A 24,950-nucleotide genomic window follows, 5' to 3' on the forward strand; every position below is an offset into this window, starting at 1 on the left:
ATCATGATCGAATGCGAAGGCTTGGTCAAAATCTACAAAACGGACGATCTGGAGGTCGTCGCCCTGCAGGGCTTGAACTTGAGCGTTCAGGACGGCGAGCTGATGGCGATCATCGGCAACAGCGGCAGCGGCAAGTCGACCCTGCTCAACATTCTGGGCGGACTCGACCGCCCTTCGGCGGGCAGCGTCAAGGTCGGGCCTTGGGATTTGCTCCAGGTGACGGACGACCAGCTCGTCAAATACAAGCGGGATACGGTCGGCTTCATCTGGCAGAACAATGCCCGCAACCTGCTGCCGTATCTGTCCGCTCTGGAAAATGTCGAGATGCCGATGATGCTCTCCGGCAAGGTCGACCGGCCCTATGCCAAGCAGCTGCTGGATTGGGTCGGGCTGAAGGAGCGGATGCACAACAAGCTGCATCAGCTCTCGGGAGGCGAGCAGCAGCGGGTGGCGATCGCCATCTCGCTGTCCAACCGGCCGCAGATGCTGCTCGCCGACGAGCCGACGGGCTCCGTGGACAGCCGCACCTCCGACCTCATCATGGACATTTTCCGGCGGCTCAACCGCGAGCTGGGCCTGACCATCGTCATCGTCACCCATGACCTGTCGCTGGCCGGGAAGGTGGACCGGGTCGTCGCGATCCGGGACGGACTGACGAGTACGGAGTTCCTTCGCCGCAACCCGAATCTCGACGATGAGTCCGCATTCGGCGCGGGAGGCCTGCAGGAGGTTCACGAAGCTTACGCGGTCGTCGACCGCGCGGGCAGGCTGCAGGTGCCCAAGGAATATTTGTCCGCGCTCGGCATCAGCAACAAGGCTTCCATGGAGTTCGACGGGGAGCGCATCATCATTACGAAACCAAAGCCTTTAGAGGGGGAACAAGCATGAGTATGGAATCGGGTCAATCAACAAAGAAAGAGGCCGGACGCAAAGTCCGCCGCACGGCAGCCATCGGCTTGTCGCTCGTCATGGCATCGGCCGTGCTCAGCGCATGCAGCGGGGGAACGGCGGATAAGCCGGAGAACCGCGTGCTGCGGATCGGCATGATGTACGGCTCGCCGGATCAGGAGCAGTGGATCCGCCAGCAGTACACGGACACGTATGAATTCACGCATCAGAACATCGAGCTGCAGTTCGAGTACGCGATCAACTACAACGACATGCGCGGCCAGAACGGCGAGCAGCAGCCGGATCCGTACGAGAAGTTCAAGGAGCTGCTGACGGGCAAGAACCCCGTCGACGTCGTCATCGCCGATTACAGCAATCTGCCGCGCATGACGCAGGACGGCCTGCTCAAGGAACTCGATCCGCTGATTACAAAGGACAAATTCGATATCAGCGACTACGTGCCGACTGTGATCGACGGCATCAAAGCGGTCGGAGACAACAAGATCTACGTCCTGTCTCCCACATTCTCCAGCTCGGCGCTCTTCTACAACAAGAAGATCTTCCAGAAGGCCGGCGTGCAGCCGCCGACGGACAATATGACCTGGCAGCAGGTGTTCGATCTGGCCCGCAAAGTCAGCGGCGGCGAAGGCGCGGACCAAGTGTACGGCATGACGATCAACCGCTGGGGCGGATCGGATCTGTACAGCGACGTCTCGACGTACGTACAGCCGCTTCAGCTGAAAATTTTCGACGACAAAGCCGAAAAGATGCTCGTGGACAGCGGCACGTCATGGTCCAACGCGATCAAGACGATTCTTGATCTGTACAAGGTCAAGGCCATCCCGAATCAGGAAGGCTACCAGAAGCTCAGCGAAGCGCTGAACAAGAAATACGAAAAGGCCAGCAAGGAAGGCGCCAACAATTACAACCCGTTCCAAGGCGATCTGTTCGGCAGCGGCAACATTGCGATGACCGTTGCGGACTACGGCTACATCTCCCAAATGAAGAGCAACAACAATTACGCTTCGCAAAACAAGGACTTTACGCCTGTGGACTGGGATGTCGTGACGGCGCCGGTATTCGAGGAGAAACCCGGCATCGGCGGAAACTCCTACCTCAGCCAGCCGCTCGGCATCAACAACAAGGCGCAGAATGCGGATGACGCCTGGGACTTCATCAAGTTCCTGAACAGCAAGGAATGGGCGAAGCTGAAGTCCCGCAGCACCTATGAAATTCCGGCTCGTGCGGAGTTCATCAAGCCGATCGACGGCATGCAGTACAACATCAAAGCGTTCTACACGCTGAAGCCGATTCCGCCGGATACGAGCAACATGCAGGATATCTACACGAAATATCCGGGACTGAACGAAATGTATTCCATCAGCCAGCAGCTGTTCCAGGAAGCGGCGACCGGCAAGAAGACGCCGGAGGAAGTCGTCAAGGAATGGGCCGTCAAGGGCAATGCCTTGCTCAAGAAAGTCAAAGCCAATCCGAAGGGAACGGATCAGGGCGGGGCGACGACGGAAGGCGGAACAGCGACAGAAAAGGAGAAAGTAGACGCGGCGGCCGGCAACGGCTAAGCATCCAGCGATCAAGAGCGGTCCTTCGGGACCGCTTTTTTCTATTCGGCTTCAAGCTGCAAGGCCTCCCGCATTTTTGCCGCGACGCTGGAATGTTTTCCTAGTCCGCTGGGGTAAACTAGGAGCAGAGAGAAAGGAAGGGACTTGCTGATGAACTGGATTTATTGGGGAAGGCTGTATGAGAGCAAATTCCAGGCCGGCTGCCTGGTCAAGCGGATGGAGAACGACTGGTGGATCTACGGATATGAATGTCCGCGCGAGATCGAAGTGTTCCAGTCGAGGAAGGGAAAATACGGCGTCAGATATTTGCCATAGGAAGTTGACTTTCGGGAAGCTTTTATTGTATATTTATCCTTGTGTTCCAAACGGAACCTTTCTTTTTTTGGACGACGCGGGGTGGAGCAGTCCGGTAGCTCGTCGGGCTCATAACCCGAAGGCCGCAGGTTCAAATCCTGCCCCCGCAACTTACTTAGTCCTGATCAGCATCTTACCTTTTTGACACAAAAAGGGCCCTTAGCTCAGTTGGTTAGAGCGGTCGGCTCATAACCGATTGGTCGCAGGTTCGAGTCCTGCAGGGCCCACCAATGTAAGTTGAATCCTTGCGGAGCAAGGCTTTTTTTATTTATAGGCCATAAGGAAGCCGGCCGGCGGATGATCAGCCCATGCTCCTTCCATATATCCCGCAGCCGATCTGTGTGATAGAGGCATTTGCTGTAGTCCAAATATCGTTGATGCGGCGACGGGCGGGAGGGCAGTCCATGAACAAACAAGAGCAGGTCATTATGGGGTTCAGGGACTTGCTGAACAAAATGATTTTGATCAATAAGGATAAAATGGAAGACAGCCTGAAGGGGTTTAAGCCGTCTGAAGTCCATTGCATCGAATACATCGAAAAAAATGAAGACTCCAACGTGACTAAGCTTGCGGAATCCTTTTATATGACTCGCGGCGCCATAAGCAAAATGACGAAAAAGCTCCTGAAAAGAGGCCTTATCGAAAGCTACCGGAAGTCGGACAACAAAAAAGAAATTTATTTCAGGCTTACGGAGCAAGGGAAAGTCATTTACAACATTCATGAGGACCTGCACAAAGAATTTCAAGAGCGGGATAAAGCCGTATTCGAGCAGGTGACCGAGGAGCAGCTGGACAGCATGATCAGCTTTGTGGACAAGTATAGAAAGCATTTGGATGCCGAAATAAAGAAACAGGATCTGGATATCAAGCTGGATAAAAGGGAATCATGAAACAAACAGCAGCCTGACTCTTTGGAGAACAGGCTGCTTTTTTATGGGCGCTATTTTGTTGACTAGGAAACAAAGATTTGATATGATCATTTCGTTTCCAAGGAATCAAAATTTGAAGGGAGAAATCAAGTGTTCAAATCCAGATCACATCCAAAACCGAACACCGAACATACGATAGATAAGCATGCCTTGTTATTCGGTCTCATCTCTGTGTTTCTTTGCGGACTCGGCTTCAGCATCATCACACCTGTCATGCCGTTTTTAGTGCAGCCGTACACAAGCAGTCCGGGAGAGCAAGCTGTCGTTGTCACGCTTTTGTCCTCTGTTTATGCGTTCTGCGTATTTTTTGCGGCTCCCGCACTTGGAGCGTTGAGCGACAGATACGGCCGTCGTCCACTGCTTCTGGCGTGCCTTCTAGGTTCGGCAATCGGGTACTTTATTTTCGGTCTGGGAGGAGCTTTATGGATCCTGTTTGCGGGGCGCATAATTGAAGGCATAACAGGCGGGAGCATCAGCACGATCTTCGCCTATTTTGCCGACATCATTCCTTCTGAGCAGAGAACCAAGTACTTTGGATGGGTGAGTGCGGTCGTAGGGGCGGGAACCGTCATCGGGCCGACTGTGGGCGGATTGCTTGCCAAGTTCGGGTATTCGGTGCCCATGTACTTTGGAGCCCTGATTACGGCAGTGAACGTCGGGTACGGATTCTTTTTCATGCCCGAGAGCCTTGGCAAGAAGAATAGGCTGAAAAAGATTGCCTTGGCAAGGCTGAATCCATTCACGCAGCTTGCAAGCCTGCTTTCCATGAAAAACTTGAACAGGCTGCTGATTTCCGCGTTTTTGCTATGGATACCCAACGGATCCTTGCAGGCCGTTTTTTCCCAGTTCACGATGGATACGTTCAGCTGGAAGCCTGTATGGATCGGACTTATGTTTTCCATCCTGGGAGTCCAGGATATTCTTTCGCAAGGGTTCATCATGCCGAAGCTTTTGGTGAAATACAGCGATAAGCAGATAGCGGCTCTGGGGATGGTCTCGGAGATAATCGGTTATGGTCTTATTGCGGCATCGGCTTTGTTCTCGTTCTATCCCCTTTTAATCGCCGGCATGTTTATCTTTGGCTTTGGCGATTCGATCTTCGGGCCTTCCTTCAATGGGATGTTATCCAAGTCTGTCGATTCCAGCGAACAAGGAAGGATCCAAGGAGGCAGCCAATCGATCCAGGCTTTAGCCAGAATGATCGGGCCTATCCTTGGAGGTTGGATCTATGTATCGCTTGGCCATGCCGCACCCGCTATTATGGGCATGATCCTTATCGCTGCGGCAATACCGGTTTTGTATAAGAGAACGCATGCAAGCGTGTAGATGCTTGTCTGACATCGAATGACAGTTGCGATTCTTTTATTGACGTTCGCTGGCTAAATATGTTATGCTACGCTTCGTCAATGTTTGAAACAGGCATTGCCCCAACAAGCCGAGGTGGCGGAACTGGCAGACGCACAGGACTTAAAATCCTGCGGTAGGTGACTACCATACGGGTTCGATCCCCGTCCTCGGCATACTTGGTTTATCAAGGTTTCGATCTTGAGCAATCATTCGCTAAAACCTAAAATATCGCTTGGTCCTGGGTACTTGAAACGGTACCTGCAACTGCACAGGACCACGTGATACATGAATCCTTCTTTGCGGTACTTGGGGCAAAATCCAAGTAAAGGCTAAGGGAGGTTTTTTGTTTGAGTGGACGGTTAACGAAGGTGAAGAAAGCGGCCCCGGCAACGTATGAAGTGGCACTGGAACAGTTCCTTCTGTGGAAGAAGGCACAGGGCATATCCGAGCAGACCATGAAAGATTACAGAGAGCATGTATCCCGATTTTTAAAGAGGTATCCCGCGGCTGCCAATCCTAAGGATTCAGAGGCCCTTGAGAAGAGCGCCTATGCTTATTTGGGAGAAGAAGGTATTAAGCCAGCGACCTATAATAATCGGCTTGTTTATCTAAGCACCTTCTTCAACTGGTGCGCTGACAAAGGCATGATTGATGAAAATCCGCTGCTGAACTCTAAAAAGCGTAAAGCCGAAGGCCGTATCGTAAACCTTGATGAGAATATTATCCGTGAGCTATTATTGGCTCCCGATACAAGTACCTATACGGGTCTCCGTGACCATGCACTCATGCTGTTCTTCCTAGACACTGGTATACGCCCTAAGGAGGCATTTGCGCTACTTTAATCGGACTTTAGACTAAACATACTGGAAGTGAAAATAAGACAGGAAACGGCAAAAACAAAGGTTTCACGCACCCTTCATTACTCTCCAGAGACAGCAAAGGTAATTGGCGAGCTTATAGCCGCCCGCCTAGATGAATGGGATGAGACTGTCCCCGTGTTTTGCACTTACGAAGGGAACCAGTTGAACCGCCACTCATGGGGAGACAGGATTGAGCATTACTGCAAGAAGCTCGGTACTCATATCGTTCCATACGATTTACGGCATTCATTTGCCTTGCTGTTTCTCAGGCAGGGGGGAAATGCGTTGGCACTTCAGCGAATGCTGGGGCATGTCACCTTGGAGATGACTAAGCGTTATGTTGCTCTGACGAACAATGACTTAAAGAACCAGCACTCGCTTGCATCCCCGATCAAGAGATTAATGCCAACGAAGAAGCGGGTAGGTAGGTTGAATTAGAACAAGAGGCAGGAGCTGACATGGCTCCTGTCTTATTTATAAACAATATTCACCTGACGGTTCTAATTATGTATTAATGAAATCAGTGTAGATAAAATACATTGAGAGTTGGTAAGTACAATGAGTTACCAAGCAGAGGTATTTAATGTATTGATTGCTTCTCCCTCAGATGTAGCGACTGAACGTGAAGAAGTGGAGAGAGCAATCTACGAATGGAATAGGCGATATTCCGCACAGCTTAATGTGGTGTTGCTTCCGAGGCGATGGGAGAAGGATGTTGTACCAGCATATCGGGGCGCTGATCCACAACAGATAATCAATGAGCAAATTACACAGAAGTGTGACATACTTATCGGCATTTTCTGGACCAAGCTTGGTACAGCAACTTTAAATCACTCATCTGGTACGCTCGAAGAGATAAATCTCTTCATTGAAGCTGAAAAGGATGTCTTGCTGTTTTTTGTTGATAAACCAGTGCCCCGAAGCAATACAGACTACTCTGCAAAGCTCGGGTGGTTATGTACGCAGATAAGGGAGGCGCTGCAACGTTTGATTGCGGCTCGGAAAACTTCTCGTGGATGTACTATTGCCGCGTTTAAAGAGCCGACTGAGATGATTTCCTTAAAGATCACTCGGTTCTTGGTATTCAAAAACAGGCAAGTAAACTGTTCCTTTGGAGAATGTCGTAATTCAGGTGCTAGCAAATCGTAAACATCTTTGGGGCATTGAATTGCAACTCGGTCAGGAGTAGGAAGGGTCAGGGATTTAGCCAATTGGAGCAGAGCCGTGATCTGGCGAGCCTTACCTATTCCGATTCCTTTGATAATGGTCAATTGTTGCTCGCTTGCTTCTAGCAGCTCTGTTGTTGTAGGGAACTGTTGAAACAATTCTTGAATTTTCAGTGATTCCGAGATAAGGCGTATAATTTCTGTTTGTGGATTAGGGTTCATTGGCTTCCTCCGTTGATTTTGATGGACACAAAAAGGCCGTACACGTTTAAAGGTGTACGGCCTTTCGATGCATGTAGAGCCTCTCGCGAGGGACTACCTATCATGCATAGGTATAAGGGCTATAATATAGAAATGAACATGAGCAGAGTGCGGTGTTTGGAAGTGTAAGCTTTTAAATGAAATTAATAGAACGCGCGTTTGGTTTCTGGGTTTTCCAGTGACAAAATGTGTAAATAGTTGAGCTCTATCTCTGGAACTAGCTGTCGATAGATCAGGAATTCTATCAATTCAAGGTTTGAAAAAATAGTAATATATGCTATAATGAAAGAGCCTTATGTTTTAGACATAAGGGTTGGAGATTGTTGTCAACCTGCTGATTGATATTCTTAGATTGAATATCGTCTCGGTTGATAGCTGTTCAGTAAACATGATTGTGACCAACCAGAACACAAGAGTGATTATTGGACTTTCCTCCTTAACTATTATAACATAGTTAATCATTAGGGCGAACATTAGGGTAGTTGGATTTAGTCTGCACTTATAACAGAATGAATACAGTTGAGTTATACCTGTCTGCTTAGGGATGCTACCCCCCATGCTGGCAGGTATTACGCTTTTATAGGGGAGATAAAGTGGAACTTCAAGAGTGGAAATTGAAAAATAAAAAGAGACGAAACTATGCTCACTTTGATCCTAAGGTCTCTTTAGATAGAGTATGGAGCTATATCAGCGACCCGAGAAAAATAGCAAGTCATGGTTTTTATCCCTTTATACATTACACTTTGTCTTTTCTAAAGTACAATAAGGAGACTGGACTAAAGCCTAAAACTCGTGAAATTTGTTATTCCGCTCATATAGATCGGTACATCTATCAGTACTACGGGTTTAAACTAAACCAACTATACAACGCTAGAGTTAAACTTGACTGCATTGAAGACTCAGCAATAGCTTATCGAGATAATTTACATAAAAACAATATTCACTTCGCTAAAGCAGCCTTTGATTTTATAAAAGGAACGGAAGAATGTTACGTTATCATAGGTGACTTTACAAAGTTTTTTGACAGTTTGAATCATAATTATTTAAAAGAAAGGCTTTGCAGTTTGTTGTGTACTGAAAGACTGCCTGATGACTATTATGCAGTATTCAAAAACATTACCAAGTATTCTACCTGGGATTTGACGGTTCTTCTAGAATTGAATGGTTTGGAAAATAATGTAAATGGAATACAGTCTTTTAATCAATTGGAGAAAGCTATTTCCTCTGCACAGTTCAAGGAGCTAAAGAATAAGTTTGTTAAGCCCAATAAAGATAGTTTTGGGATACCACAAGGCTCTGCAATTAGTGCTGTCCTTTCCAATATATACATGTTGGACTTTGACAAAAAAATAAAAGATTATGTAACAGAGAAACAAGGTCTATACATGAGGTACAGTGATGATTTTATTGTTATTTTACCATCGACAACTCTGGTTTCATTTAAAAGTAATTTTCAGTTTATCAACTTAGCGATTCAGTCCGTTCCTCGTGTAAAGTTGGAACCTGAAAAAACACAGATCTTTGAGTACAATCGAGGTGTCATTAAGAGCTGCAATGAAGATATTTTACAAAATGTGAAGAACGGTAAAAATTTCATTAATTACTTGGGCTTCACATTTGATGGTCGGGCAGTTACTCTGAGGGATAAGACAGTTTCAAAGTATTATTACAGACTATATCGTAAACTGAAGACGATTGTTAAACGTAATGGAATTACTAAGAAAGGCAAGAGAATTAGCTGTGAAAATGTGTATTTGAAGTATTCTATTAAAGGCGCAAATGTCGGTAATGGTAGTCGTGGTAACTTCATTACTTATGTTAAAAAGGCAGAACGTATATTTAGTGGCGAGAAGGCCATTGGCCATGTAAGAAAAAAGCATATGCAGAAAATAAGAAAGCAGTTAAATCAGATAAAATAAATTCTTTTTTATGTCTACAAAGGGATAACTAAAGCGATCGAATGTTCGCGCTCCAAGTTTCATACTTCAATAGGCAACTAGACGCTTGCGTTTCAGATATTTAGTCATTGTAAAAATCCGAAATGTTCTTAGCGATTTTAATTGCTTTTCTTACTCCTACCTGTATCCGTTGCCTACTCCATCATAGAAGCTCCATCGTGCACGTACTCCTCATAGACTGTGACGCTTGAGGGAGAAAAATAAGCTATAATGAAGCTATGGAAAGATGAACGGGATATACTTCAGAGTTAATGCTAAGACTAAGGTTTAGTTTTAAGAGTTATAATGGTTAAGATATGTAGGATATTTTTCGGGTTTTGTTGAATACTAATAACAATGAACCACGCTATACTCTTTTTGCTTGGTGTGGATTTTATTATTGATACGGGTGGTAGAAATGAATCTCTTGAATGATTTCGAGGTAAGATCGCTGTTAATTAAAGAACTAAAGCTTAATTATGCAAATGATTCAAACACAAGAATTATTAATGAGTTGGGAATTGATTTTGGTGCTTCAAGAGTTGATGTAGCGGTTGTAAATGGTATTATTCATGGATATGAAATTAAAAGCGATATGGATAATTTAAATAGACTGCCAAGGCAGATTAGTTATTATAATAAACTCTTTCAAAGAATGACAATTATATCTTCAAGAAGATATTATAATCAAATTTGTGAAATGATTCCTAGTTGGTGGGGGGTTAAGATTATAAGTGCTGATAGAACACGATTGATCGAGAAGAGGAAGGGGAGACTTCAAAACAATCAGGATAAAGACATACTGTTAAGGCTTCTATGGAAAAAAGATTTGGAAGGTTTTGTAGATGTTTTGAATCTTCCTAAAAAAATTAAAAACATGAAAAAAAATCAGCTACTTGAAATTTTTACTCAAGCAGCTGATTTAAGATTAGTTAGAGAATATACGTACCAAACTCTAAAGAACCGAACCAATTGGAGAAAAGAGTTATAATTGTCTGGCAGTAAGTTCAATGTGATGATTGATTCCAAATTCTATGGGCTTGGAATGATTGGTTATGGCAAGCACTCTCTCTGCACAGTCCTTTATAGCTTTATCTCCATGTGAGAAATCGGGACCTTTGTACAAATCACTTTCGATTATTTCTTGACATAATCCTATAAAGCTTTCTATACCATTTCTATCTAATAACGTAGATTTAGCAATATAATAATCGTCTTCTGAAGAATAAAATAATTTTAGGTAAGTATTATAATAATTAATATCTGTACCTTCAAAATCAGATTTTAATCTGACTGTATAATCACCGAATTGAAGGTGAGGAAATTCCTTTCGTAATTGATAGTAGGTTTTTAAATCATCTCGGGCACAAATTAGGCTAAATGTGTTGGGAAGAGCTTTATTAGCATCTTCGGGGCAAGCTGTTAGGGCAAGCACTAATATATTATAGTTGATTTTAGAAAAGTTTTGTAACGATGTTTCAATTCGATTGTAGCTTATTGGCGAATTATTAAAATCAATAATGATACTGAATTTTTTGTGTGGTGCTAAATTAATTATTTTTTCAGTGACTCTTTCCCTTATCAAATCTTCCATTGGGGAATTAAAGTCATGGCAGCGTATTCGAATGGCTACTTCATCGGAGGTTGACTGTAAAACTGAATCAATAATCCACTGGGGAGAATCAAAATGCAGGCACGGTACATAGTTTAAACGAGCTTCTTCCATCTTTTTAATGCAGTGTTGGACTAAGTCAAAACCATTTTCATCCTTCAGTTCATGAAATTCTCCTATTTTTTCAAACGCTGAAGAAAAATCATATATGAATTTCATTTCACCAATCTTGTTTTTTAAATACTGACCCAACGTTCGGAAAGTTGTCCACCATTGGTCAACTTTTATTTCGGAGATGACTTTTGATTCGAGAATTGGTACAATTAATTCTTTGGTTTCAGACTTCAAATTTTCCAAAGCGCCTATTTCTGCATTAGATATCTTTAGTATTGGGTAGTAAGTCATGATATTTCCCCTTTTTTAAATTAATTTGGATCTTTAGTCTTAGTTCGCCGCTTTCCATCATATTCCTTCTTTGGGTAAAAGGTTTGTCGAAGATATAACCATTTCATCATTTTATTGGTCATACTTATCCTTTCCTGAGCGTTTCGGCACACTCGAGCGTAGCAGCGAAATAGTTTAAGTTTGCTAACATCTTTGCTAACATAAATCCTTCAGGCACTTCAAAAAATACCTTTAACCCGCATGGTTAAAGGATTTGTGTTCGGTTTTCCTAGTGTAAAATTAGGATTCTAGAGGCCGGTTCAGGACTTAAAATCCTGCGGTAGGTGACTACCATACGGGTTCGATCCCCGTCCTCGGCACTTCTTATCGGCTGAGATTCGGTCTTGTTGCCGAACTAGCGGATCAGCGATTAAATGTCCTGCTTTGCGTGCAACTCATTAAAAACGCAAACCTCGTTGAAAACCTCCTTTCACTCTGTGAAAGGAGGTTTTTGTTGCACAGGTACCTTTCGGTACGAGCAGGATAGAGAGCTGCTCTCGAGCAGCCCAAAAGGCAATTTTGGCAAAATCCATTAACCTCCGCTAGGCTGCTGCATATACTGCCGTATCAACCTAATGGGAGTGAAGAGTTTGTATTATCAAATGCCTCAGCAGGTATCCCCTCAAGCCACAAGCCCTATGCACACGGTTTTTCCCGTCAATCCATATGTCGTGGAAACGCTTATGTCCGTCAAAGGAAAATGCGTCATCATTGAAACGACCAGGGGCCGTATCGAAGGGACGGTCGCAGGCGTCAAGCCCGATCATGTCATCCTGCAGCTCCATGAAAAAACCGCTTTTATCCGGATTGCCGAAATCGTCTGGATCATGCCGGAATAAGGATCAGGCTCGGGAGCTGCGCATCGCAGCTCCTTTTATGTTGGACAAGGCTTGTTTTTTCAAGTCTTGAATGGCTTTCAATCCGAATCGAATCGATAAGAAGAGGACTGGCGTCTCATTTGCCGATAGAACGTCCCGAACGTACGGGCGGCAGCGTAACGGAACCGCCGCGCTTGAGCTGGCAGCCGGCTTGCGATGTGAACACAAATGGAACTTTACCCTTGAAGCAGGCAGGGAGTTTGCCCAGGGTGGTTTACAGGCTAGTAGTTTTTTCGGTCTGCCCTACGGTCGAATTTTTGATATCTGCGGCATGAGCAGTTCTGCTGCCGATCAGCAGCATGCCTCCGATGACGAGCGCTCCGCCCAGCCACTGGACGACCGGCGGCTTCTCTCCCAATAGGAGCATGGACAGGAGCAGGGACGTCAAAGGCATCCAGCCGGCATAAGCGGCGGTGGTGTACACGTCGCAGCGCTTGATGCCCGCATAGAAGCAGCCGTAGGACAAGGCGGTTATCGCCAGTCCATACCAGGCGAGCGCCAGCCATTCTCGAGACCCGATATAGCCAAGCGACGGCACCGGATGCTCAAGCATGGCGGGGACCGCGCACAAGGCCAGCGCGGCGGCGCCTACCAGCAGCGTCTGAACCATGGGATGGGCGTCTGCCATCGCTCCGGACGAGCCTCCATTCGAGCGGGATTTGCGGGACAGCACATTGAAGATGGCTTCGCAGGAGACGGCGCAGAGGATGAGCAGGTTGCCGGCCAAATGGCCCAAGGGAAAGCCGTTGCCTCCTAAGCTCATTCCCTGCAGCAGCGCGATTCCTGCCGCTGTGCAGCCGACTCCAAGTCCGGCCTTGGCCGTCAGCGGCTCCCGGAGGACGAAATAAGCGAGGCAAGCAGTGAGAGCCGGAGCGGCGCCGGTCAAAATCCCCGCTTCGCCGGAGCTTGTCATCGTCAAGCCCAGCAGAAGGAAGGTGCGGAACCCGAAAATGCCGAAAACCGCTTGGAGCCAGACAGCCTTCCAATCTTGCCTATGCATGGATCGGATGGTCCGCACGGCCCGCGAGGCATAAATAGGAGCCAATCCTAAGAGCAAAATGGCCAAGCTCACCGAAGAGATGGTGAACATGCCGAGCGAAGCCGACAGCAGCCGGGCGGTGACGACCGAAGTGCCCGCCAAGGCAAAAGCGAAAAACAAATACATTTTACCGATTTGAATGCCCACGCTTCACGATCCTTTCCTGTCAATGTCGATTGCCATGAAATCAAGTATAAGAGTAAACTGGACTTATGGAAGATCCAGTTCAAGTGCAATCATAGAGATCCAGTTGGAGGCGATTATCGATGTGGGGAATCCGGCTGCAGCCGGGTCAAGAGGTGCCGATGTCCAGGCAGCTGTTTCTGGCGCTCAAGGATATAATTCTGAGTGGAGAGATCGCGCAAGGGGAGGAGCTGCCCTCGACGAGGGAAATGGCGAAGCTTCTCGGCGTATCCCGCAATACCGTCACCGAAGGGTATGATATGCTTCTCACCGAAGGATTTGTCGTGAGCCGTCCCGGCGCCGCCACTCGAGTGGCGGACGGGCTGCGGCTGAGCCCGTCCGCTGCCGATTCCGGCGATGGGCAGGCACAGAGGGGCGGGCTCCAGTCCCTGGCCCCGCCGCTCCTGGCCGACTTCAAAACCGGCCAGCCGGATCTGTCCCGGTTTCCTTGGACGGCGTGGAACCAGCTGCTCCGGAAGGCCGCCGAAGGCATGACACCGGAGCTGCTCGGCTACAGCGGGCCCAAGGGGCATGAGCCGCTCTGTACGGAGATTGCCGCCTGGATGCTCCGCAGCAGGGGAGTGAAGGTGGATCCTCGTCATATTTTCATCACCGCGGGAACGACTCAAGCGCTTCACATTCTGGCGGATCTGCTTCATAAGGACGGCTGCAGCTTCGTTGTGGAGAATCCGTCCCATCCATCCACCTCGACGATCATGATGGATAAGGGATATTCTTGCCGCTGGCTGAAGGCGGACGGGGCGGGAGCGGATGTCGACTCTCTGGATGGAGAGCGGGTATCGGCCGTCTGCGTGACTCCTTCGCATCAGTTTCCGCTGGGAGGCATCCTGCCGGCCAGCCGCAGAGCCGCTCTGATCCGCATGGCCGAGGAGCATGGCTTCTACATTGTCGAAGACGACTACGACAGCGAGTTCCGGTATTCGGGAGCTCCTGTGAGCCCGATCTATTCCATGGACAGTTCGAGGACGATTTATGCGGGCACATTCAGCAAAACGCTGTTTCCCGCCCTGCGGATCGGCTTCGTCATCCTGCCGGAGCCTCTTCATGAGGAGTGGAGCAGGAGGCGCACGTTCGCCGGCGTCCAGAATCCGATGCTCGAGCAAGCCGCGCTGGCCGAGTTCCTGCGCAGCAGAAGGATGGACAAGCATATGCGTCTGATGCGGCGGGAGTACGGCGAGAAGCGCCGTCTTCTTTTAAGCGCGATCGACAGGGTTTTCGGCAGCGGCGCAAGCTGTCAGGGCGACGCCTCGGGCCTGCATCTCGTTCTGGAGGTTGCGGGATTGCAATGCGGGAAGACGTTTGCGGCGGAGAGCCTGGAGGCAGGCGTGCGTGCGTATCCTTTGATCGAGTATTGCCATGACGGGGAGGATGGAGAGAACGGCTTCCGGAGCAAGCTGCTGCTCGGGTACGGCCATCTGGATCCCGCGCGGATCGAGGAGCAGGTACGTATTTTGCATGCTTTTCTGGCTCGGTGGATGAGCGGGCAGGCGAGGATTTAAGCAGGGCTTCCCGTTGAAAAAAAGCCCACGGCCGTTTTCCTCCAAAGGAAAACGTTCATGGGCTCCACTATCATTTGCTGCCGTCCTTCACCGGAACGGCGCTGCCGGGCACGGCTTGCTCCGCTTGGGCGCGTATGGCCTTGGCCTGCACTTTCTGTGCCGGATTGCCTCCGGAAGAGGCGGATAAGAGAGTGGCTGCGAGCACAGCCAGAAGCACGGCCGTCCAAAGGCCGCCCCAAGCTTTTGCCGACCCGGGAAGTTTCCTCCACAGCGCCGGCAGCATGAGAAATGGAGCCACGATCCAGCCCGCAACCATCATCGCGCGCATTTTCCGCTCTCCTTTCGTTCCCTTTTTTCCTATATCGGCAAGTTTTTAATGGAATTAAACCATTTCCCGAAATTGGAAACGATGTTTTCGAGGAGCCGCCTTCGGGGTAAGCTTTCCATGCCGCTTGCCGCAATAGGAATGGAGAAAAAAAGAGAAAGAAAAAAGAGCCTCCGAGGGGCTCTTACTTGGATGCCGGCTGAGCGGCCTTCAGTTCTTCCAGGTCGACCTGACCGGAGATCTCTTCAACGAAGTTGTCCATGCAGCTGCAGTAGTAATCCCTGCGGCACACCGGACACGGGGTCGTTTGCAGACGGTTGATTTTGGTTCCCAGCGGACTGTAGAACAGACGGCATTCGCCCCCGTCTTTGAGCTTCACGACAACCTGGTACAGCCCCGTGGAGTCATTGCGCTCCGCAAGCTTGCTGCCGGTAACGATCGGACGGTAACTCAAGGTACAATCACCTGCTTCTTTCTTTCATATATACGCTTGATTTATCTTACTTTCTACAGCTATCATTGTCAAATTACAGCGGGTCGATCCCGTCATGGAGGAGGGGCTTGCATGGCCGCATATTTCAGCAACGATTGGGACGGACTGCTGCAGGAGGAGATGACTCTTCCCTATTATAAAGAGCTTCGCAGCAAGCTTGCAGAGGAATACCGCACCGAGACCGTCTATCCAGGCATGCACGATATTTTCAACGCTCTTCATTATACGTCTCTGGCGGACGTCAAGGTGGTGATTCTCGGTCAGGATCCGTATCACGGTCCCGGACAGGCTCACGGCCTCAGCTTCTCGGTCCAGCCGGGTGTCCGCATTCCGCCTTCCCTGAAAAACATCTACAAGGAGCTGAAGGAGGATGTCGGCTGTGCCGAGCCGGAATCCGGCGATCTCCGGGGCTGGGCGAGCCAGGGAGTGCTGCTGCTGAACAACGTATTGACCGTCCGGCGCGGACAAGCGGCCTCGCATCAGGGACTTGGCTGGGAGAGGTTCACCGACCGCATCGTCCGCCTGATCGGAGAGAGGGAGCGTCCGGCTGTCTTCATTCTCTGGGGCAGGCATGCCCAGGAGAAAGCTTCCTTCCTCGACGGAAGCCGGCATCTGCTGATCGCTTCCCCGCATCCGAGCCCGTTTTCGGCGCACAGAGGGTTCCTGGGCAGCCGGCCTTTCTCGAGGGCGAACGATTTCCTGCTTCAAAACGGCATGACGCCGATCGACTGGTGCCGGACATCTTCCCTGGATGCGGACGGCCTCGGCGACGGGAAGCGCTCGGCAACGCTCGGCGCCTCCGGATCGGAGCGGAAGGCAGAGGCCTCAGCGCGGGGGAGGGCGCAGGATGGCCGTTAGTCAGGGACGCAAGCCCTCGCGCTGGCTGAATCCCGCAGGCGGCTACCTCGCCGGCTACAGCCATACCTTGAATCCGTACAGCGGCTGCAGCTTCGCATGCAGCTACTGTTATGTCCGCCGCATGCCGGTCGGGCTGTTCCGGGGCGAGCCGTGGGGCAGCTGGGTGGACGTCAAGCAGCTGGACGAAGCGGCGTTCCGCCGGGAGTGGGCAAGAGAGTCCGCCAAAGGAGCGGTCAGCGTCTTTTTCGGCTCGGCGACAGATCCCTATCAGCCCGCGGAGGCCGAGCACAAGCTCACCGGGCGGCTTCTTGAGCTGATGCTTGAGCGGCCGCCCGGGTTCGTGCTGCTGCAGACCCGGAGCCCTCTTGTGACGAGAGATGCCGCTCTGTTCGCTGAATTCGGCGATAGGATTCGAGTCAGCCTGACGATTGAAACGGATGACGAGACGATGCGGAGGCGCTTCTCGCCCTCGGCTCCGCCGCTTGCCGCGAGGTGGAAGGCGCTGCATGCCCTGCGTGAAGCCGGCGTGCCTGTACAGGCGGCTGTGTCTCCGCTGCTGCCGCATACGTCCGAATTCGCGCGCAGGCTAGCCGAATCCGGCGCCAGAATCGTCGTCGACGATTTTCACCGCGGGGACGGCAGCGGCGGCCGGCGCTCGGAGCAGCTCGGCATGCGGGAGCTGTACCGCAGCCTGGGGCTGGAATCCGATTATGCGCCGGCCGCCGCGGACCGGTTCTATGAAAGGTTAATCAGACGATATCCCGGCGTCAACGCGCATTTTTCCCAGGAAGGATTCCTCCCTTGAACGGACGGGCCGTTATGCCGCCTTCATCCTGCGTCTGCCGAAGCTCTGGCGTATAGGAGGAGCCGATGTACGTAACGGCCGATACCTCGGTAATGACTTGCGGGTTCATCTGCCCCGGCTTCGGCGGGACGACCTCCACGGAGAGGATGGCTTTGGTGCCGGAAAATTCGATGCCGGTAATGACGAGGCCGTAACCCGGATTGGGCGCCTGCGCCGTGACCTTCACCTCCTGCACCTTGTCGCTGAGCTTGCTGGCCGTCAAGGCCAGCTCCTGCAGCGGCGATACCGAAGGAGCAGGGTTTTGCACGCTTCCATTGTCTTCATTCATTTTGTCCACAAAAGTCACCCCTCCATTGATCCATGCGGCCGCCTCGCTTCGAGTTGCGGCCGTTTTCGGCTTGAATTCCTTCCCATCATCCAGCTTGGCGATGCCGAGCTTGAGAAGCATCTGCACGCTTGCCCGGTAAGGCTCGGCTACGGCGCTCTCGTCCTTGAACACAACCGCTTGCTGGGTGAAGGAGTAGTCGCCCGAATGATGGATGCCCTGGGCGACCAGATCGGCGAACTGCTCGCGCGTTACGGATGCTCCCGGACTCATGTCCTTGGGGAACTGCACGCCGTTCGCGGCTACGGCGAGAAACGGGGAGGCGTACCAGGCCTTATCGTTCATGCCAGGGAAATACTGGCTGGCCAGCGGCTCGCGGATGAAGCGCAGCCTGTCCAGATTGAATCCGAAAGCCTTGACGACGAGCGACACGGCTTCGGCGTAGCTGAGCTTCTCCTGCGGCTTGAACTGCCCGCTGCCGGATCCTCCGACAATGCCGGATTGCTCCAGCTGCCGGATCGCCGCCGCATGGGGATCATGGTCGATATCTGTGAATGCCGACACCACAGGCACGCATCCAAGCAGCAAGGCGCAGGCAAGGGCGCCGGCCAAAAGCGGCCTTTTTCGCATCCGCAGGCTTTTTTCATGATCATGGCCTCTATCTTTTACGGAATCTGCATTCGCCGGATGTGCCGGCGAAGCCGGTTTGCGGTGCTCTTTCAATTCCATCGCCTCCATAAGGGAAGTATTCCCACACTCACCCATACAGACGCAGAAATCAGAGTGGATGTTGCGTTCTTCCGCTCAGGAACGGATCGTCACGCGCGTCCCGACAGGCGCCATCGCGGAGAGGGCGAGCACATCCTCGTTGTACATCCGGATGCAGCCGTGCGAGACGGCTTTTCCGATGGAGGAGGGATCGTTCGTGCCGTGGATGCCGTAATGCGGCCGGGACAGCCCCATCCAGAGCACCCCGAACGGGCCGCCCGGATTTTCCTGCTTGTTGATGATCCGGTATTCTCCCTCGGGAGTGGAGGTGAGCACCTTGCCGACGGCGATGGGGTATTGGCGGACAACGGTATCCCCGTCGAGCAGATACAAGGCCCGGTCGGACAGGTCCACGATGATGCGGTAGCTGGCCATGGCATTCACTCCTTTGGAACCAGTATATTCCGCTCCGGCAAGTCTCTGTACGGAGTTTTCTTTACAATAGATCCACATTGCCAAAATATTCCCTAAACAATCCGTTGTTAGGATGAGGTTGTACAGGACATTAGTCATACATACGGCTTCAACAGCCAGAGGTGTGACAGGCCCGAACAACAAGCCGACTGGGCCGTCGGTCATACATTACAGGCGACAATCGTCGCGAAGAAGGGTGAGCATCGAACTATGTCCACGGGATCCAAGTTAGCCGCAGTCGTACTTACCGCTGTGCTCGGCACAGCATCCGCAGGAGCCGTTCAAGCTGCCGCATCGCAACCAAGCACGGGAAAGCTTCAATGGACCGTCAACGGCCAATCCTCCGAAATCCGCACGCTCGTTCTGAACGGGCAGCAGCTCGTCTCGTTATCGGACGCAGCCAAGGCGCTCGGCGCCGAAGTGGAAATCATGCCGGAAGGTGCGGGAATCCGCATTACGCTTGGCGAGCATTCCGTTCTGGTCAAAGCCGGTTCCAAGCCTCTGAATGAAGACGGAACGGCTTTCGGTCAAGTGGTGCAGTCGTGGAAGCAAGCGAACTACGTCGACGGAGCCTCGTATGTGCAAGCTCTCGGCGGAAGCTATTCGCTGCTCGACGGCAGCGGCATCAGCATCCAGACGCTGCAGCTGCTTGAAGGCGCGGAAACGGCTCAATGGGCCGGCGACGGCCGCCTGATCGTCTCCGTATCGGACGAAAGCGGACGCACCGACTACTTGGTCGATGCCACCACGGGCGCATACAGCCAGCTGCTGAGCTCGAGCGGCGCTTCGGATCTCGTCGTGTCCCCGGACGGCGGAAAAGTCGCTTTCTCCGAAACGGACGGCACGCTCCGCACGGTCGACCTGAGCACCCTCCGCATGGCCAAGATCGGCACGGACACTTCGATCAAGAGCAATCTGCAATGGTCTGCTGACGGCAAGTCGATCTACTTCCTGCAAGGCGACAAGACGAATGTCATCGCGGCAGCCGACGTGGCGACGGGAGCCGTCAGCAAAGTGCTGGACGACAAAGTCGAGTACAAAGGCGATCTGTCCGTAACGGCCGGCGGCCTGTCCTACTCCGTCGTTAAGGCCGGCACGGTGACGGCTGACGCTTCCAAGGCGGTCGATCTCGACGATGTCTCCATCGACGATTCCCAGACGAACCCGCAGCTGTTCGATCTCGATCTGAGCAAGAGCGATGCGAAGCCGGTGCAGGTGACCAAATCCGACGACGGCAAGCTGTTCATCCAGCGTTCCGCGGCCGGCAAAGTCTACTATGTGCAAGCTGGAGACGAAGGCTCGAATTCCAAGCTGGCCTCCGCCACGGCAGCCGGACAAGCCGTCGCGTTCGACAAGGAGGACGTGCAGGAAGCTGTGCAGGCCGGTTCCTATGTCGGCATCCTGACAGACCGTTCCGTCTATGTGCTCAACGAGGAGTCGGGCAGCGTGAGCAAGCTCGCCGACGCTCCGGAAGGCGCGAGCAATCTTGCTCTTTCCAAAGACGGCAGCAAGGCGGCTCTTATCGCGGACGGCAAGCTTCAAGTGCTGAGCGGCGGCAAATGGATTTCCCTGACGAAATAATCGTTTCGGTCTGAAGAGGCCTTATTCGGAACATTCCCCCAATACGAGAGGAGATTTTACACAATGAAATGGTATGGAAAACTTACGACTCTTACACTCGCGGCAACACTTCTGCTTGGTGCGGCAGGCGGCGGCGCGGCTACGGCCGCAGCCTCCAAGCTGAGCGGCAAAATCGTCGTCAACGGATCCTCCGCTCTGCTTCCGCTGACGCTTCAAGCCTCCAATGAATTCAAAAAGCTGAATCCGAAAGTCCGCATCTCCGCATCGGCAGCAGGCTCCGTAACGGGTCCGCAAGCCGTGCGCAAAGGCATCGCCGACATCGGCGCCTGCGACTGGGACGCTTCCACGGACGTTCCGGGCTTCAGCAAATTCGACGGCCAGGTAGCGAACAAGGTAGCGGTCATTCCCTTCGCAGCGATCGCCAACAAGAGCGCAGGCGTAAGCGGACTGACGACCAAGCAGCTGCAGGACATCTTCTCCGGCAAAGTGAAAAACTGGAAAGACGTAGGCGGCAAGGATGCCGACATCGTCGTCGTCAACCGTGCATTCGGTTCCGGCACGCGCGTCAACTTCCAGATGAAAGCCCTGCAAGGCACGGACTTCATCACCAAAGGCGACAATTACAAAGAAGTCAAATCGAGCGGCGACATGAAAACCGCCATCGAAACGACTCCCAACTCCATCGGATACATCGACCTTGTATACGTGACGGACAAAATGACGGCTCTGAAAATCGACAACGTCGCTCCTACGACCGACAACGTCATCAACGGAAGCTACAAAGTATGGAGCTACGGCTACTTCATGACCAAAGGCCAGCCTACAGGCGCGACGAAAGCATTCATCGAGTACATCCAAAGCGCGAAGTTCCAGAACGGCTCGCTGAAAAAGCTTAAATTCATTCCGCTTACGGCCATGAAATAAGATTCATCCTCTCTTCGATTCTTGAACAAAGTCCGGAGCCGAGCTGAAGCTCGGCTTTTGGGCATCCATTATACGGCCAGAAAGGACCGGCCCTTCCTATGAGCAAATCCATTTCCGCACCCGCCCGGCAGCAATCCGGCGGAGTGCCTGCAGGCATCGGTCGCAGGATGCGTCTGCGGCTTGCCCATCGCTCCTTCCGCATACTGTGCGCGGCAGCGGCTGTACTCGTGAGCGGCGTCCTGCTGACGATGCTCTTCTTCATGTTCCGCACCGGCGTGTTGACCTTCCAAAGCGTCTCCTTGCGGGAGTTTTTCCTGTCCGCCGAGTGGGAACCGGAGAACGACAAGTACGGAGCGCTCGTCTTCATCGCGGGCACCTTCATGGTTACCGCCCTTACGCTGGCGATCGCGGTGCCTATATCTATTCTGGCGGCATTGTTCCTTGCCGAGCTCGCTCCGTCCAGACTGGCCCGGGTAATCCGTCCGATCCTGGATCTGCTCGTCGGCATCCCATCCGTCGTCTACGGATACATGGGGCTTACGCTGCTCATTCCGGCGCTGCGCACCGTGACGGGGAGCAATCTCGGGGATGGGGTGCTGGCGGCCTCGCTGGTGCTGGCCATCATGATCCTGCCGACCATAACCCGCATCAGCGACGATGCGATCCGCACCGTTCCCCGCAAATATATTCAGGGCTCGTACGCTCTGGGAGCGACCCGCTTTCAGACCGTGACCGGCGTCATCCTGCCCGCTGCGAGCCGCGGCATCGTCCAGGCGTGCATTCTCGGCATGGCCCGCGCCATCGGCGAGACGATGGCCGTCGTCATGGTCATCGGCAACACGCCGCAGCTGGCCGACAGCCTGCTGAAGCCGACATCCGTGCTGACGAGCAACATCGTCATGCAGATGCCGAACGTGCCCTTCGATTCGACCTGGAACAACGCCCTCTACATGATGGGCTTCCTGCTGCTGGCCATCTCGCTGCTGATGATCGCGGTCGTGCGCCTGCTGCAGAAGAAAGGGGAGAATTAGGATGAGCATGTCCGCAACTGGAATGTCGGACCGCAGGCAGGTCAGGCGCAAGCGCAGATCGGACCGGATGTTCACCGCTCTCGTGTGGGCCGTCGGCATCGGCTGCACGCTGTTTACGCTTGCTCTGATCGCCATGATTCTGGAAAAGGGCATGCCCGGCCTCAGCTGGAGCTTCATCTTCGGGCTGCCGAGCGAGATCGATGCCGGAGGCGGCATTGGGCCGGCGCTGTTCAACTCCTTCTATATTCTGATCCTGTCGCTCGCCATCTCCATCCCGCTCGGGCTCGCGGCAGGCATCTATCTGGCCGAATTCGCCCCGGACAACAAGCTGATCGGATTCGTGCGGATTTGCGTGGAGGGGCTAGCCTCCGTGCCCTCGTTGATTTTCGGGCTGTTCGGCATCGCCCTGTTCGTCGAGGGAATGGGAATCGGTCTGACCATCCTTGGCGGAGCGATCAGCCTGGCGCTGCTCAATCTGCCGCTCCTGACAAGGGTGACGGAAGAGGCGATGCGCTCCGTTCCGCCGGAATACAAGCAGGGTTCGCTCGCACTCGGGGCGACGCATACCCAGACCATCTTCAAGGTATGTCTTCCGGTCGCTCTGAACGGCATCATGACCGGCATTTGCCTGACGGCGGGCAGGGCATTCGGCGAAAGCGCCGTAATCGTCCTTGTGGCAGGCGTATCGACCTCCGGCATCATGTGGGATTTCGATCCGTTGTCTCCCGGAGCGACTCTTGCCGTGCATCTCTGGTATGTACAGTCGGAGGCTATCGTTCCGGATGCGGCCGAGATCGCAAGCAAGTCTGCGGCTGTCCTGCTCATCGTGGTGCTTCTCATCAACATGGTGCTGAGAATTCCGCTGTGGCTGGTCGACCGGAAAAAACAGGCTTGAGTTTATACGATAATAACCGCCTCCGGCAGGAGGCGGTTATTTGTGCCGGCCGGAAGCTCAACCGGTTTCGGATGCCTCCGAGGAAGCGGGCCGTACCTGCTGGCAGCTCTCGAACTGGCATTCGTCCCGGAAATAATAGTTCCCCCGGATCTTGACGGTATGCTCATTGAACAGCTGCAAAGGAGCGCCGGGCTCCAAAAGTCTGCCGTTGCGGTATACGGCGACGGAAGCTTTGGCCGCAAGGGCCGCTTCAAAATGGGCGTGAGTGGTGAGCATACGAAACAGCAGCATGGGCAGCTCCTAAGCAAGGATCTTTTAATGATACAAATCGTATCACAAAAAGATCCCGGATAGAAGAGTTCTTTGCCAGCTGCTGATAAAAATACAACTATATGACGATAACGGGACCGTTTACCCGGCTTTATAATAGGAAACAATCAATTCATCCAGGCGTTGGCTAAGCTCCAAATTGTATCCGGATTTTCCCGTAGCCGTTTTGTTCAAAATTTCTCTCAATATTTCGATATTTCTCATGATTTCATGTTTATTCGACATTATTCATTCTCCTATTCATTAAAAGATCAATAAGATGTCGAACTTACGGACAAATTTATACCTAAAATTTAACATATCGCATATTCAATATTAACCGATCTAATTGCTTTGAAACAGAATGTTGATTGAATATGACTATTGCTTTTTTATTGGTGCAGAGATCGGATGCAGTCGGAATAGAGAGCGGGAGACGAGTCCGGCTGTCAGGGCTCCAAAGGAATCAATGAGCACATCGTAAAGGCGGCCGTCGCGGTTCAGATATAGCTGCAGGATTTCAGTCGCCAAGGCGAACAAAATGGACACAAGAAGCGAGACGGGCCGGTTGCGCAGCCAGTTGTATACGAGCAGATCAAGAATGCCGAAGCCGATGAAATGGCCCAGCTTGACGATGACCCAGACGTGATGAATGCGGGTAACGTCGGCCCAGTTGAAAAATTCGCCGAAATCCGGGTGGGGATTGAAGACAAAGACGAGCTGCTTGTGCAAGAGCAGATTGTTGAGGTTTTCGGTGCCGGTAAAGATCAGCAGCACAAGAGCCCAAAGCAGGGCCGCGGCCGCCCTTGTACGTTTCGAAATCATATCGAGCAAGCCCCCCATGAAAAAACTTCCATTTTGTAAATGCTGACGACACGGAAGGGGCAATGGTTTCGGTGGAGAGAAGATGTAAACGCTCCCTAAAAGAAAAATAAAAATATCTAGAAAAAGTGTTGACTGTGATCTGGGGTTTTGATATATTAATAACTGTCCTCGAGACGAGGTCGAAAAACAAAAGAGAAATACTTAACATGATCTGTTAGCTCAGCTGGGAGAGCACCATCTTGACAGGGTGGGGGTCAGTGGTTCGAGCCCACTACAGATCATACTGAAAAACCCTTGCGGAGCAAGGGTTTTTTGCTTTCTACGGAGAATTAGCGTACTGAATTTAGTGCGAGCTATGCTGCGTGCTGCTTGCCGGACCGGCCGCAGAGGGTCAGCGTG

At 51.8% G+C, this 24,950-nt stretch carries 27 protein-coding genes, 4 tRNA genes and 1 pseudogene; 22 read left to right on the plus strand and 10 right to left on the minus strand.

The window, feature by feature from the left end; genetic code table 11:
* The first annotated feature begins 3 nt into the window (after positions 1-3).
* The 11 genes and pseudogenes from PHU01S_RS06055 to PHU01S_RS27210 form a co-directional block, all read left to right on the plus strand.
* Positions 4-888, plus strand: a complete 885-nt coding sequence (locus tag PHU01S_RS06055; protein WP_048744881.1) for an ABC transporter ATP-binding protein — start codon at positions 4-6, stop codon at positions 886-888.
* On the plus strand, positions 885-2,468 hold the full coding sequence (locus tag PHU01S_RS06060; RefSeq protein ID WP_021877048.1) for an extracellular solute-binding protein: 1,584 nt from the start codon (positions 885-887) through the stop codon (positions 2,466-2,468). Before PHU01S_RS06055 ends, PHU01S_RS06060 begins: the two co-directional genes overlap by 4 nt.
* Before the next feature lie 150 nt (positions 2,469-2,618).
* Complete coding sequence (locus PHU01S_RS25640; RefSeq protein ID WP_164762992.1) at positions 2,619-2,783, plus strand: hypothetical protein; 165 nt, start codon at positions 2,619-2,621, stop codon at positions 2,781-2,783.
* Between the two features lie 75 nt (positions 2,784-2,858).
* A tRNA-Met gene (locus PHU01S_RS06065) sits at positions 2,859-2,932 on the plus strand.
* A gap of 43 nt (positions 2,933-2,975) precedes the next feature.
* Positions 2,976-3,052 (plus strand) — tRNA-Ile (locus PHU01S_RS06070).
* A gap of 174 nt (positions 3,053-3,226) precedes the next feature.
* A complete protein-coding gene (locus PHU01S_RS06075) occupies positions 3,227-3,712 on the plus strand; it encodes a MarR family transcriptional regulator (protein WP_048744883.1) in 486 nt (161 codons plus the stop codon).
* A 129-nt stretch (positions 3,713-3,841) separates the two neighbouring features.
* The gene (locus PHU01S_RS06080) at positions 3,842-5,077 is read left to right on the plus strand and encodes an MFS transporter (RefSeq protein WP_127506677.1); all 1,236 of its coding nucleotides are present in this window, start codon (positions 3,842-3,844) and stop codon (positions 5,075-5,077) included.
* Between the two features lie 108 nt (positions 5,078-5,185).
* Positions 5,186-5,271, plus strand: a tRNA-Leu gene (locus tag PHU01S_RS06085).
* 174 nt (positions 5,272-5,445) lie between these two features.
* Entirely contained in the window at positions 5,446-5,940 is a 495-nt protein-coding gene (locus PHU01S_RS26225; protein WP_218032419.1) for a tyrosine-type recombinase/integrase, read from the plus strand.
* 21 nt (positions 5,941-5,961) lie between these two features.
* Positions 5,962-6,396, plus strand: coding sequence for a site-specific integrase (locus PHU01S_RS27090; RefSeq protein WP_373864524.1), 435 nt, complete (start codon positions 5,962-5,964; stop codon positions 6,394-6,396).
* A gap of 120 nt (positions 6,397-6,516) precedes the next feature.
* Positions 6,517-6,951, plus strand: a pseudogene (locus PHU01S_RS27210) (DUF4062 domain-containing protein); the annotation flags it as partial.
* On the opposite strand, the gene PHU01S_RS06095 reads toward PHU01S_RS27210, so the two are convergent.
* Positions 6,891-7,346, minus strand: a complete 456-nt coding sequence (locus PHU01S_RS06095; RefSeq protein ID WP_127506679.1) for a JAB domain-containing protein — start codon at positions 7,344-7,346, stop codon at positions 6,891-6,893. The pseudogene PHU01S_RS27210 and the gene PHU01S_RS06095 sit on opposite strands and share 61 nt — an antisense overlap.
* Positions 7,347-7,978: 632 nt before the next feature.
* Between PHU01S_RS06095 and PHU01S_RS06100 the strand changes: the two genes are divergently transcribed.
* Both PHU01S_RS06100 and PHU01S_RS06105 read left to right on the plus strand, forming a co-directional pair.
* Complete coding sequence (locus PHU01S_RS06100) at positions 7,979-9,304, plus strand: reverse transcriptase/maturase family protein (protein ID WP_127506681.1); 1,326 nt, start codon at positions 7,979-7,981, stop codon at positions 9,302-9,304.
* Positions 9,305-9,749: 445 nt separating this feature from the next.
* A complete protein-coding gene (locus PHU01S_RS06105; RefSeq protein WP_127506683.1) occupies positions 9,750-10,313 on the plus strand; it encodes a sce7726 family protein in 564 nt (187 codons plus the stop codon).
* Here the strand turns inward: PHU01S_RS06105 and PHU01S_RS06110 are convergent.
* Positions 10,308-11,339 (minus strand): beta family protein, encoded by a 1,032-nt coding sequence (locus PHU01S_RS06110; protein ID WP_127506685.1) that lies wholly within the window; start codon positions 11,337-11,339, stop codon positions 10,308-10,310. The genes PHU01S_RS06105 and PHU01S_RS06110 overlap by 6 nt on opposite strands.
* Positions 11,340-12,016: 677 nt before the next feature.
* On the opposite strand from PHU01S_RS06110, the gene PHU01S_RS06115 reads away from it, so the two are divergent.
* Positions 12,017-12,217, plus strand: coding sequence for a YuzF family protein (locus PHU01S_RS06115; RefSeq protein WP_307721784.1), 201 nt, complete (start codon positions 12,017-12,019; stop codon positions 12,215-12,217).
* A gap of 253 nt (positions 12,218-12,470) precedes the next feature.
* On the opposite strand, the gene PHU01S_RS06120 is transcribed toward PHU01S_RS06115, so the two are convergent.
* The gene (locus tag PHU01S_RS06120) at positions 12,471-13,421 is read right to left on the minus strand and encodes a DMT family transporter (protein ID WP_127506747.1); all 951 of its coding nucleotides are present in this window, start codon (positions 13,419-13,421) and stop codon (positions 12,471-12,473) included.
* Between the two features lie 140 nt (positions 13,422-13,561).
* On the opposite strand from PHU01S_RS06120, the gene pdxR reads away from it, so the two are divergent.
* The gene (gene pdxR / locus PHU01S_RS06125; RefSeq protein ID WP_127506687.1) at positions 13,562-14,998 is read left to right on the plus strand and encodes a MocR-like pyridoxine biosynthesis transcription factor PdxR; all 1,437 of its coding nucleotides are present in this window, start codon (positions 13,562-13,564) and stop codon (positions 14,996-14,998) included.
* Between the two features lie 70 nt (positions 14,999-15,068).
* Here pdxR and PHU01S_RS06130 read toward each other — a convergent pair whose 3' ends face one another.
* Together PHU01S_RS06130 and PHU01S_RS06135 are read right to left on the minus strand one after the other, a co-directional pair.
* Positions 15,069-15,326, minus strand: coding sequence for a hypothetical protein (locus PHU01S_RS06130; protein WP_021877158.1), 258 nt, complete (start codon positions 15,324-15,326; stop codon positions 15,069-15,071).
* A 181-nt stretch (positions 15,327-15,507) separates the two neighbouring features.
* Positions 15,508-15,777, minus strand: coding sequence for a hypothetical protein (locus tag PHU01S_RS06135; RefSeq protein WP_048743809.1), 270 nt, complete (start codon positions 15,775-15,777; stop codon positions 15,508-15,510).
* A 111-nt stretch (positions 15,778-15,888) separates the two neighbouring features.
* Between PHU01S_RS06135 and PHU01S_RS06140 the strand changes: the two genes are divergently transcribed.
* Both PHU01S_RS06140 and PHU01S_RS06145 read left to right on the plus strand, forming a co-directional pair.
* Positions 15,889-16,674, plus strand: coding sequence for a uracil-DNA glycosylase (locus PHU01S_RS06140; RefSeq protein WP_069202436.1), 786 nt, complete (start codon positions 15,889-15,891; stop codon positions 16,672-16,674).
* Positions 16,664-17,479, plus strand: coding sequence for an SPL family radical SAM protein (locus PHU01S_RS06145; RefSeq protein ID WP_048743811.1), 816 nt, complete (start codon positions 16,664-16,666; stop codon positions 17,477-17,479). Before PHU01S_RS06140 ends, PHU01S_RS06145 begins: the two co-directional genes overlap by 11 nt.
* Here the strand turns inward: PHU01S_RS06145 and PHU01S_RS06150 are convergent.
* Positions 17,442-18,368: an S-layer homology domain-containing protein gene (locus PHU01S_RS06150; RefSeq protein ID WP_164762993.1), complete on the minus strand. Its 927-nt coding sequence runs from the start codon at positions 18,366-18,368 to the stop codon at positions 17,442-17,444. The two genes, PHU01S_RS06145 and PHU01S_RS06150, sit on opposite strands and share 38 nt — an antisense overlap.
* A gap of 240 nt (positions 18,369-18,608) precedes the next feature.
* Positions 18,609-18,947, minus strand: coding sequence for a L,D-transpeptidase (locus tag PHU01S_RS06155; protein WP_048743816.1), 339 nt, complete (start codon positions 18,945-18,947; stop codon positions 18,609-18,611).
* Between the two features lie 249 nt (positions 18,948-19,196).
* Between PHU01S_RS06155 and PHU01S_RS06160 the strand changes: the two genes are divergently transcribed.
* The 4 genes from PHU01S_RS06160 (at position 19,197) to pstA (ending at position 23,417) form a co-directional block, all read left to right on the plus strand.
* Positions 19,197-20,567 (plus strand): TolB-like translocation protein, encoded by a 1,371-nt coding sequence (locus PHU01S_RS06160; protein WP_127506691.1) that lies wholly within the window; start codon positions 19,197-19,199, stop codon positions 20,565-20,567.
* 63 nt (positions 20,568-20,630) lie between these two features.
* Positions 20,631-21,491: a phosphate ABC transporter substrate-binding protein gene (locus tag PHU01S_RS06165; protein WP_021877162.1), complete on the plus strand. Its 861-nt coding sequence runs from the start codon at positions 20,631-20,633 to the stop codon at positions 21,489-21,491.
* A gap of 98 nt (positions 21,492-21,589) precedes the next feature.
* Positions 21,590-22,522, plus strand: coding sequence for a phosphate ABC transporter permease subunit PstC (gene pstC, locus PHU01S_RS06170; RefSeq protein WP_049867633.1), 933 nt, complete (start codon positions 21,590-21,592; stop codon positions 22,520-22,522).
* A 1-nt stretch (position 22,523) separates the two neighbouring features.
* Positions 22,524-23,417 (plus strand): phosphate ABC transporter permease PstA, encoded by an 894-nt coding sequence (pstA, locus tag PHU01S_RS06175; RefSeq protein WP_048743819.1) that lies wholly within the window; start codon positions 22,524-22,526, stop codon positions 23,415-23,417.
* A gap of 57 nt (positions 23,418-23,474) precedes the next feature.
* On the opposite strand, the gene PHU01S_RS06180 is transcribed toward pstA, so the two are convergent.
* The 3 genes from PHU01S_RS06180 to PHU01S_RS06190 all read right to left on the minus strand — a co-directional run bounded on the left by PHU01S_RS06180 (position 23,475) and on the right by PHU01S_RS06190 (position 24,551).
* A complete protein-coding gene (locus PHU01S_RS06180) occupies positions 23,475-23,708 on the minus strand; it encodes a hypothetical protein (protein WP_127506694.1) in 234 nt (77 codons plus the stop codon).
* Positions 23,709-23,828: 120 nt separating this feature from the next.
* Positions 23,829-23,972 (minus strand): aspartyl-phosphate phosphatase Spo0E family protein, encoded by a 144-nt coding sequence (locus PHU01S_RS27095; RefSeq protein ID WP_021877166.1) that lies wholly within the window; start codon positions 23,970-23,972, stop codon positions 23,829-23,831.
* Positions 23,973-24,107: 135 nt separating this feature from the next.
* The gene (locus PHU01S_RS06190; protein ID WP_164762994.1) at positions 24,108-24,551 is read right to left on the minus strand and encodes a VanZ family protein; all 444 of its coding nucleotides are present in this window, start codon (positions 24,549-24,551) and stop codon (positions 24,108-24,110) included.
* 208 nt (positions 24,552-24,759) lie between these two features.
* On the opposite strand from PHU01S_RS06190, the gene PHU01S_RS06195 reads away from it, so the two are divergent.
* A tRNA-Val gene (locus tag PHU01S_RS06195) sits at positions 24,760-24,832 on the plus strand.
* Positions 24,833-24,950: the final 118 nt, after the last annotated feature.

The organism is Paenibacillus humicus NBRC 102415, from assembly GCF_004000905.1.
GTDB lineage: Bacteria > Bacillota > Bacilli > Paenibacillales > Paenibacillaceae > Paenibacillus_O > Paenibacillus_O humicus.

Excerpts from the sequence above, each read along its gene's own strand:
- pdxR (WP_127506687.1), top strand. The coding sequence starts at position 13,562 with ATGTGGGGAATCCGGCTGCAGCCGGGTCAAGAGGTGCCGATGTCCAGG.
- PHU01S_RS06180 (WP_127506694.1), bottom strand. The coding sequence starts at position 23,708 with ATGCTGCTGTTTCGTATGCTCACCACTCACGCCCATTTTGAAGCGGCC.
- PHU01S_RS27095 (WP_021877166.1), bottom strand. The coding sequence starts at position 23,972 with ATGTCGAATAAACATGAAATCATGAGAAATATCGAAATATTGAGAGAA.
- PHU01S_RS06155 (WP_048743816.1), bottom strand. The coding sequence starts at position 18,947 with ATGGCCAGCTACCGCATCATCGTGGACCTGTCCGACCGGGCCTTGTAT.
- PHU01S_RS06110 (WP_127506685.1), bottom strand. The coding sequence starts at position 11,339 with ATGACTTACTACCCAATACTAAAGATATCTAATGCAGAAATAGGCGCT.
- PHU01S_RS06140 (WP_069202436.1), top strand. The coding sequence starts at position 15,889 with ATGGCCGCATATTTCAGCAACGATTGGGACGGACTGCTGCAGGAGGAG.
- PHU01S_RS06165 (WP_021877162.1), top strand. The coding sequence starts at position 20,631 with ATGAAATGGTATGGAAAACTTACGACTCTTACACTCGCGGCAACACTT.
- pstA (WP_048743819.1), top strand. The coding sequence starts at position 22,524 with ATGAGCATGTCCGCAACTGGAATGTCGGACCGCAGGCAGGTCAGGCGC.
- PHU01S_RS06075 (WP_048744883.1), top strand. The coding sequence starts at position 3,227 with ATGAACAAACAAGAGCAGGTCATTATGGGGTTCAGGGACTTGCTGAAC.
- PHU01S_RS06095 (WP_127506679.1), bottom strand. The coding sequence starts at position 7,346 with ATGAACCCTAATCCACAAACAGAAATTATACGCCTTATCTCGGAATCA.
- PHU01S_RS06060 (WP_021877048.1), top strand. The coding sequence starts at position 885 with ATGAGTATGGAATCGGGTCAATCAACAAAGAAAGAGGCCGGACGCAAA.
- PHU01S_RS06190 (WP_164762994.1), bottom strand. The coding sequence starts at position 24,551 with ATGATTTCGAAACGTACAAGGGCGGCCGCGGCCCTGCTTTGGGCTCTT.
- PHU01S_RS06115 (WP_307721784.1), top strand. The coding sequence starts at position 12,017 with ATGCACACGGTTTTTCCCGTCAATCCATATGTCGTGGAAACGCTTATG.
- PHU01S_RS06120 (WP_127506747.1), bottom strand. The coding sequence starts at position 13,421 with ATGTATTTGTTTTTCGCTTTTGCCTTGGCGGGCACTTCGGTCGTCACC.
- PHU01S_RS06130 (WP_021877158.1), bottom strand. The coding sequence starts at position 15,326 with ATGCGCGCGATGATGGTTGCGGGCTGGATCGTGGCTCCATTTCTCATG.
- PHU01S_RS06145 (WP_048743811.1), top strand. The coding sequence starts at position 16,664 with ATGGCCGTTAGTCAGGGACGCAAGCCCTCGCGCTGGCTGAATCCCGCA.
- PHU01S_RS06160 (WP_127506691.1), top strand. The coding sequence starts at position 19,197 with ATGTCCACGGGATCCAAGTTAGCCGCAGTCGTACTTACCGCTGTGCTC.
- PHU01S_RS06055 (WP_048744881.1), top strand. The coding sequence starts at position 4 with ATGATCGAATGCGAAGGCTTGGTCAAAATCTACAAAACGGACGATCTG.
- PHU01S_RS25640 (WP_164762992.1), top strand. The coding sequence starts at position 2,619 with ATGAACTGGATTTATTGGGGAAGGCTGTATGAGAGCAAATTCCAGGCC.
- pstC (WP_049867633.1), top strand. The coding sequence starts at position 21,590 with ATGAGCAAATCCATTTCCGCACCCGCCCGGCAGCAATCCGGCGGAGTG.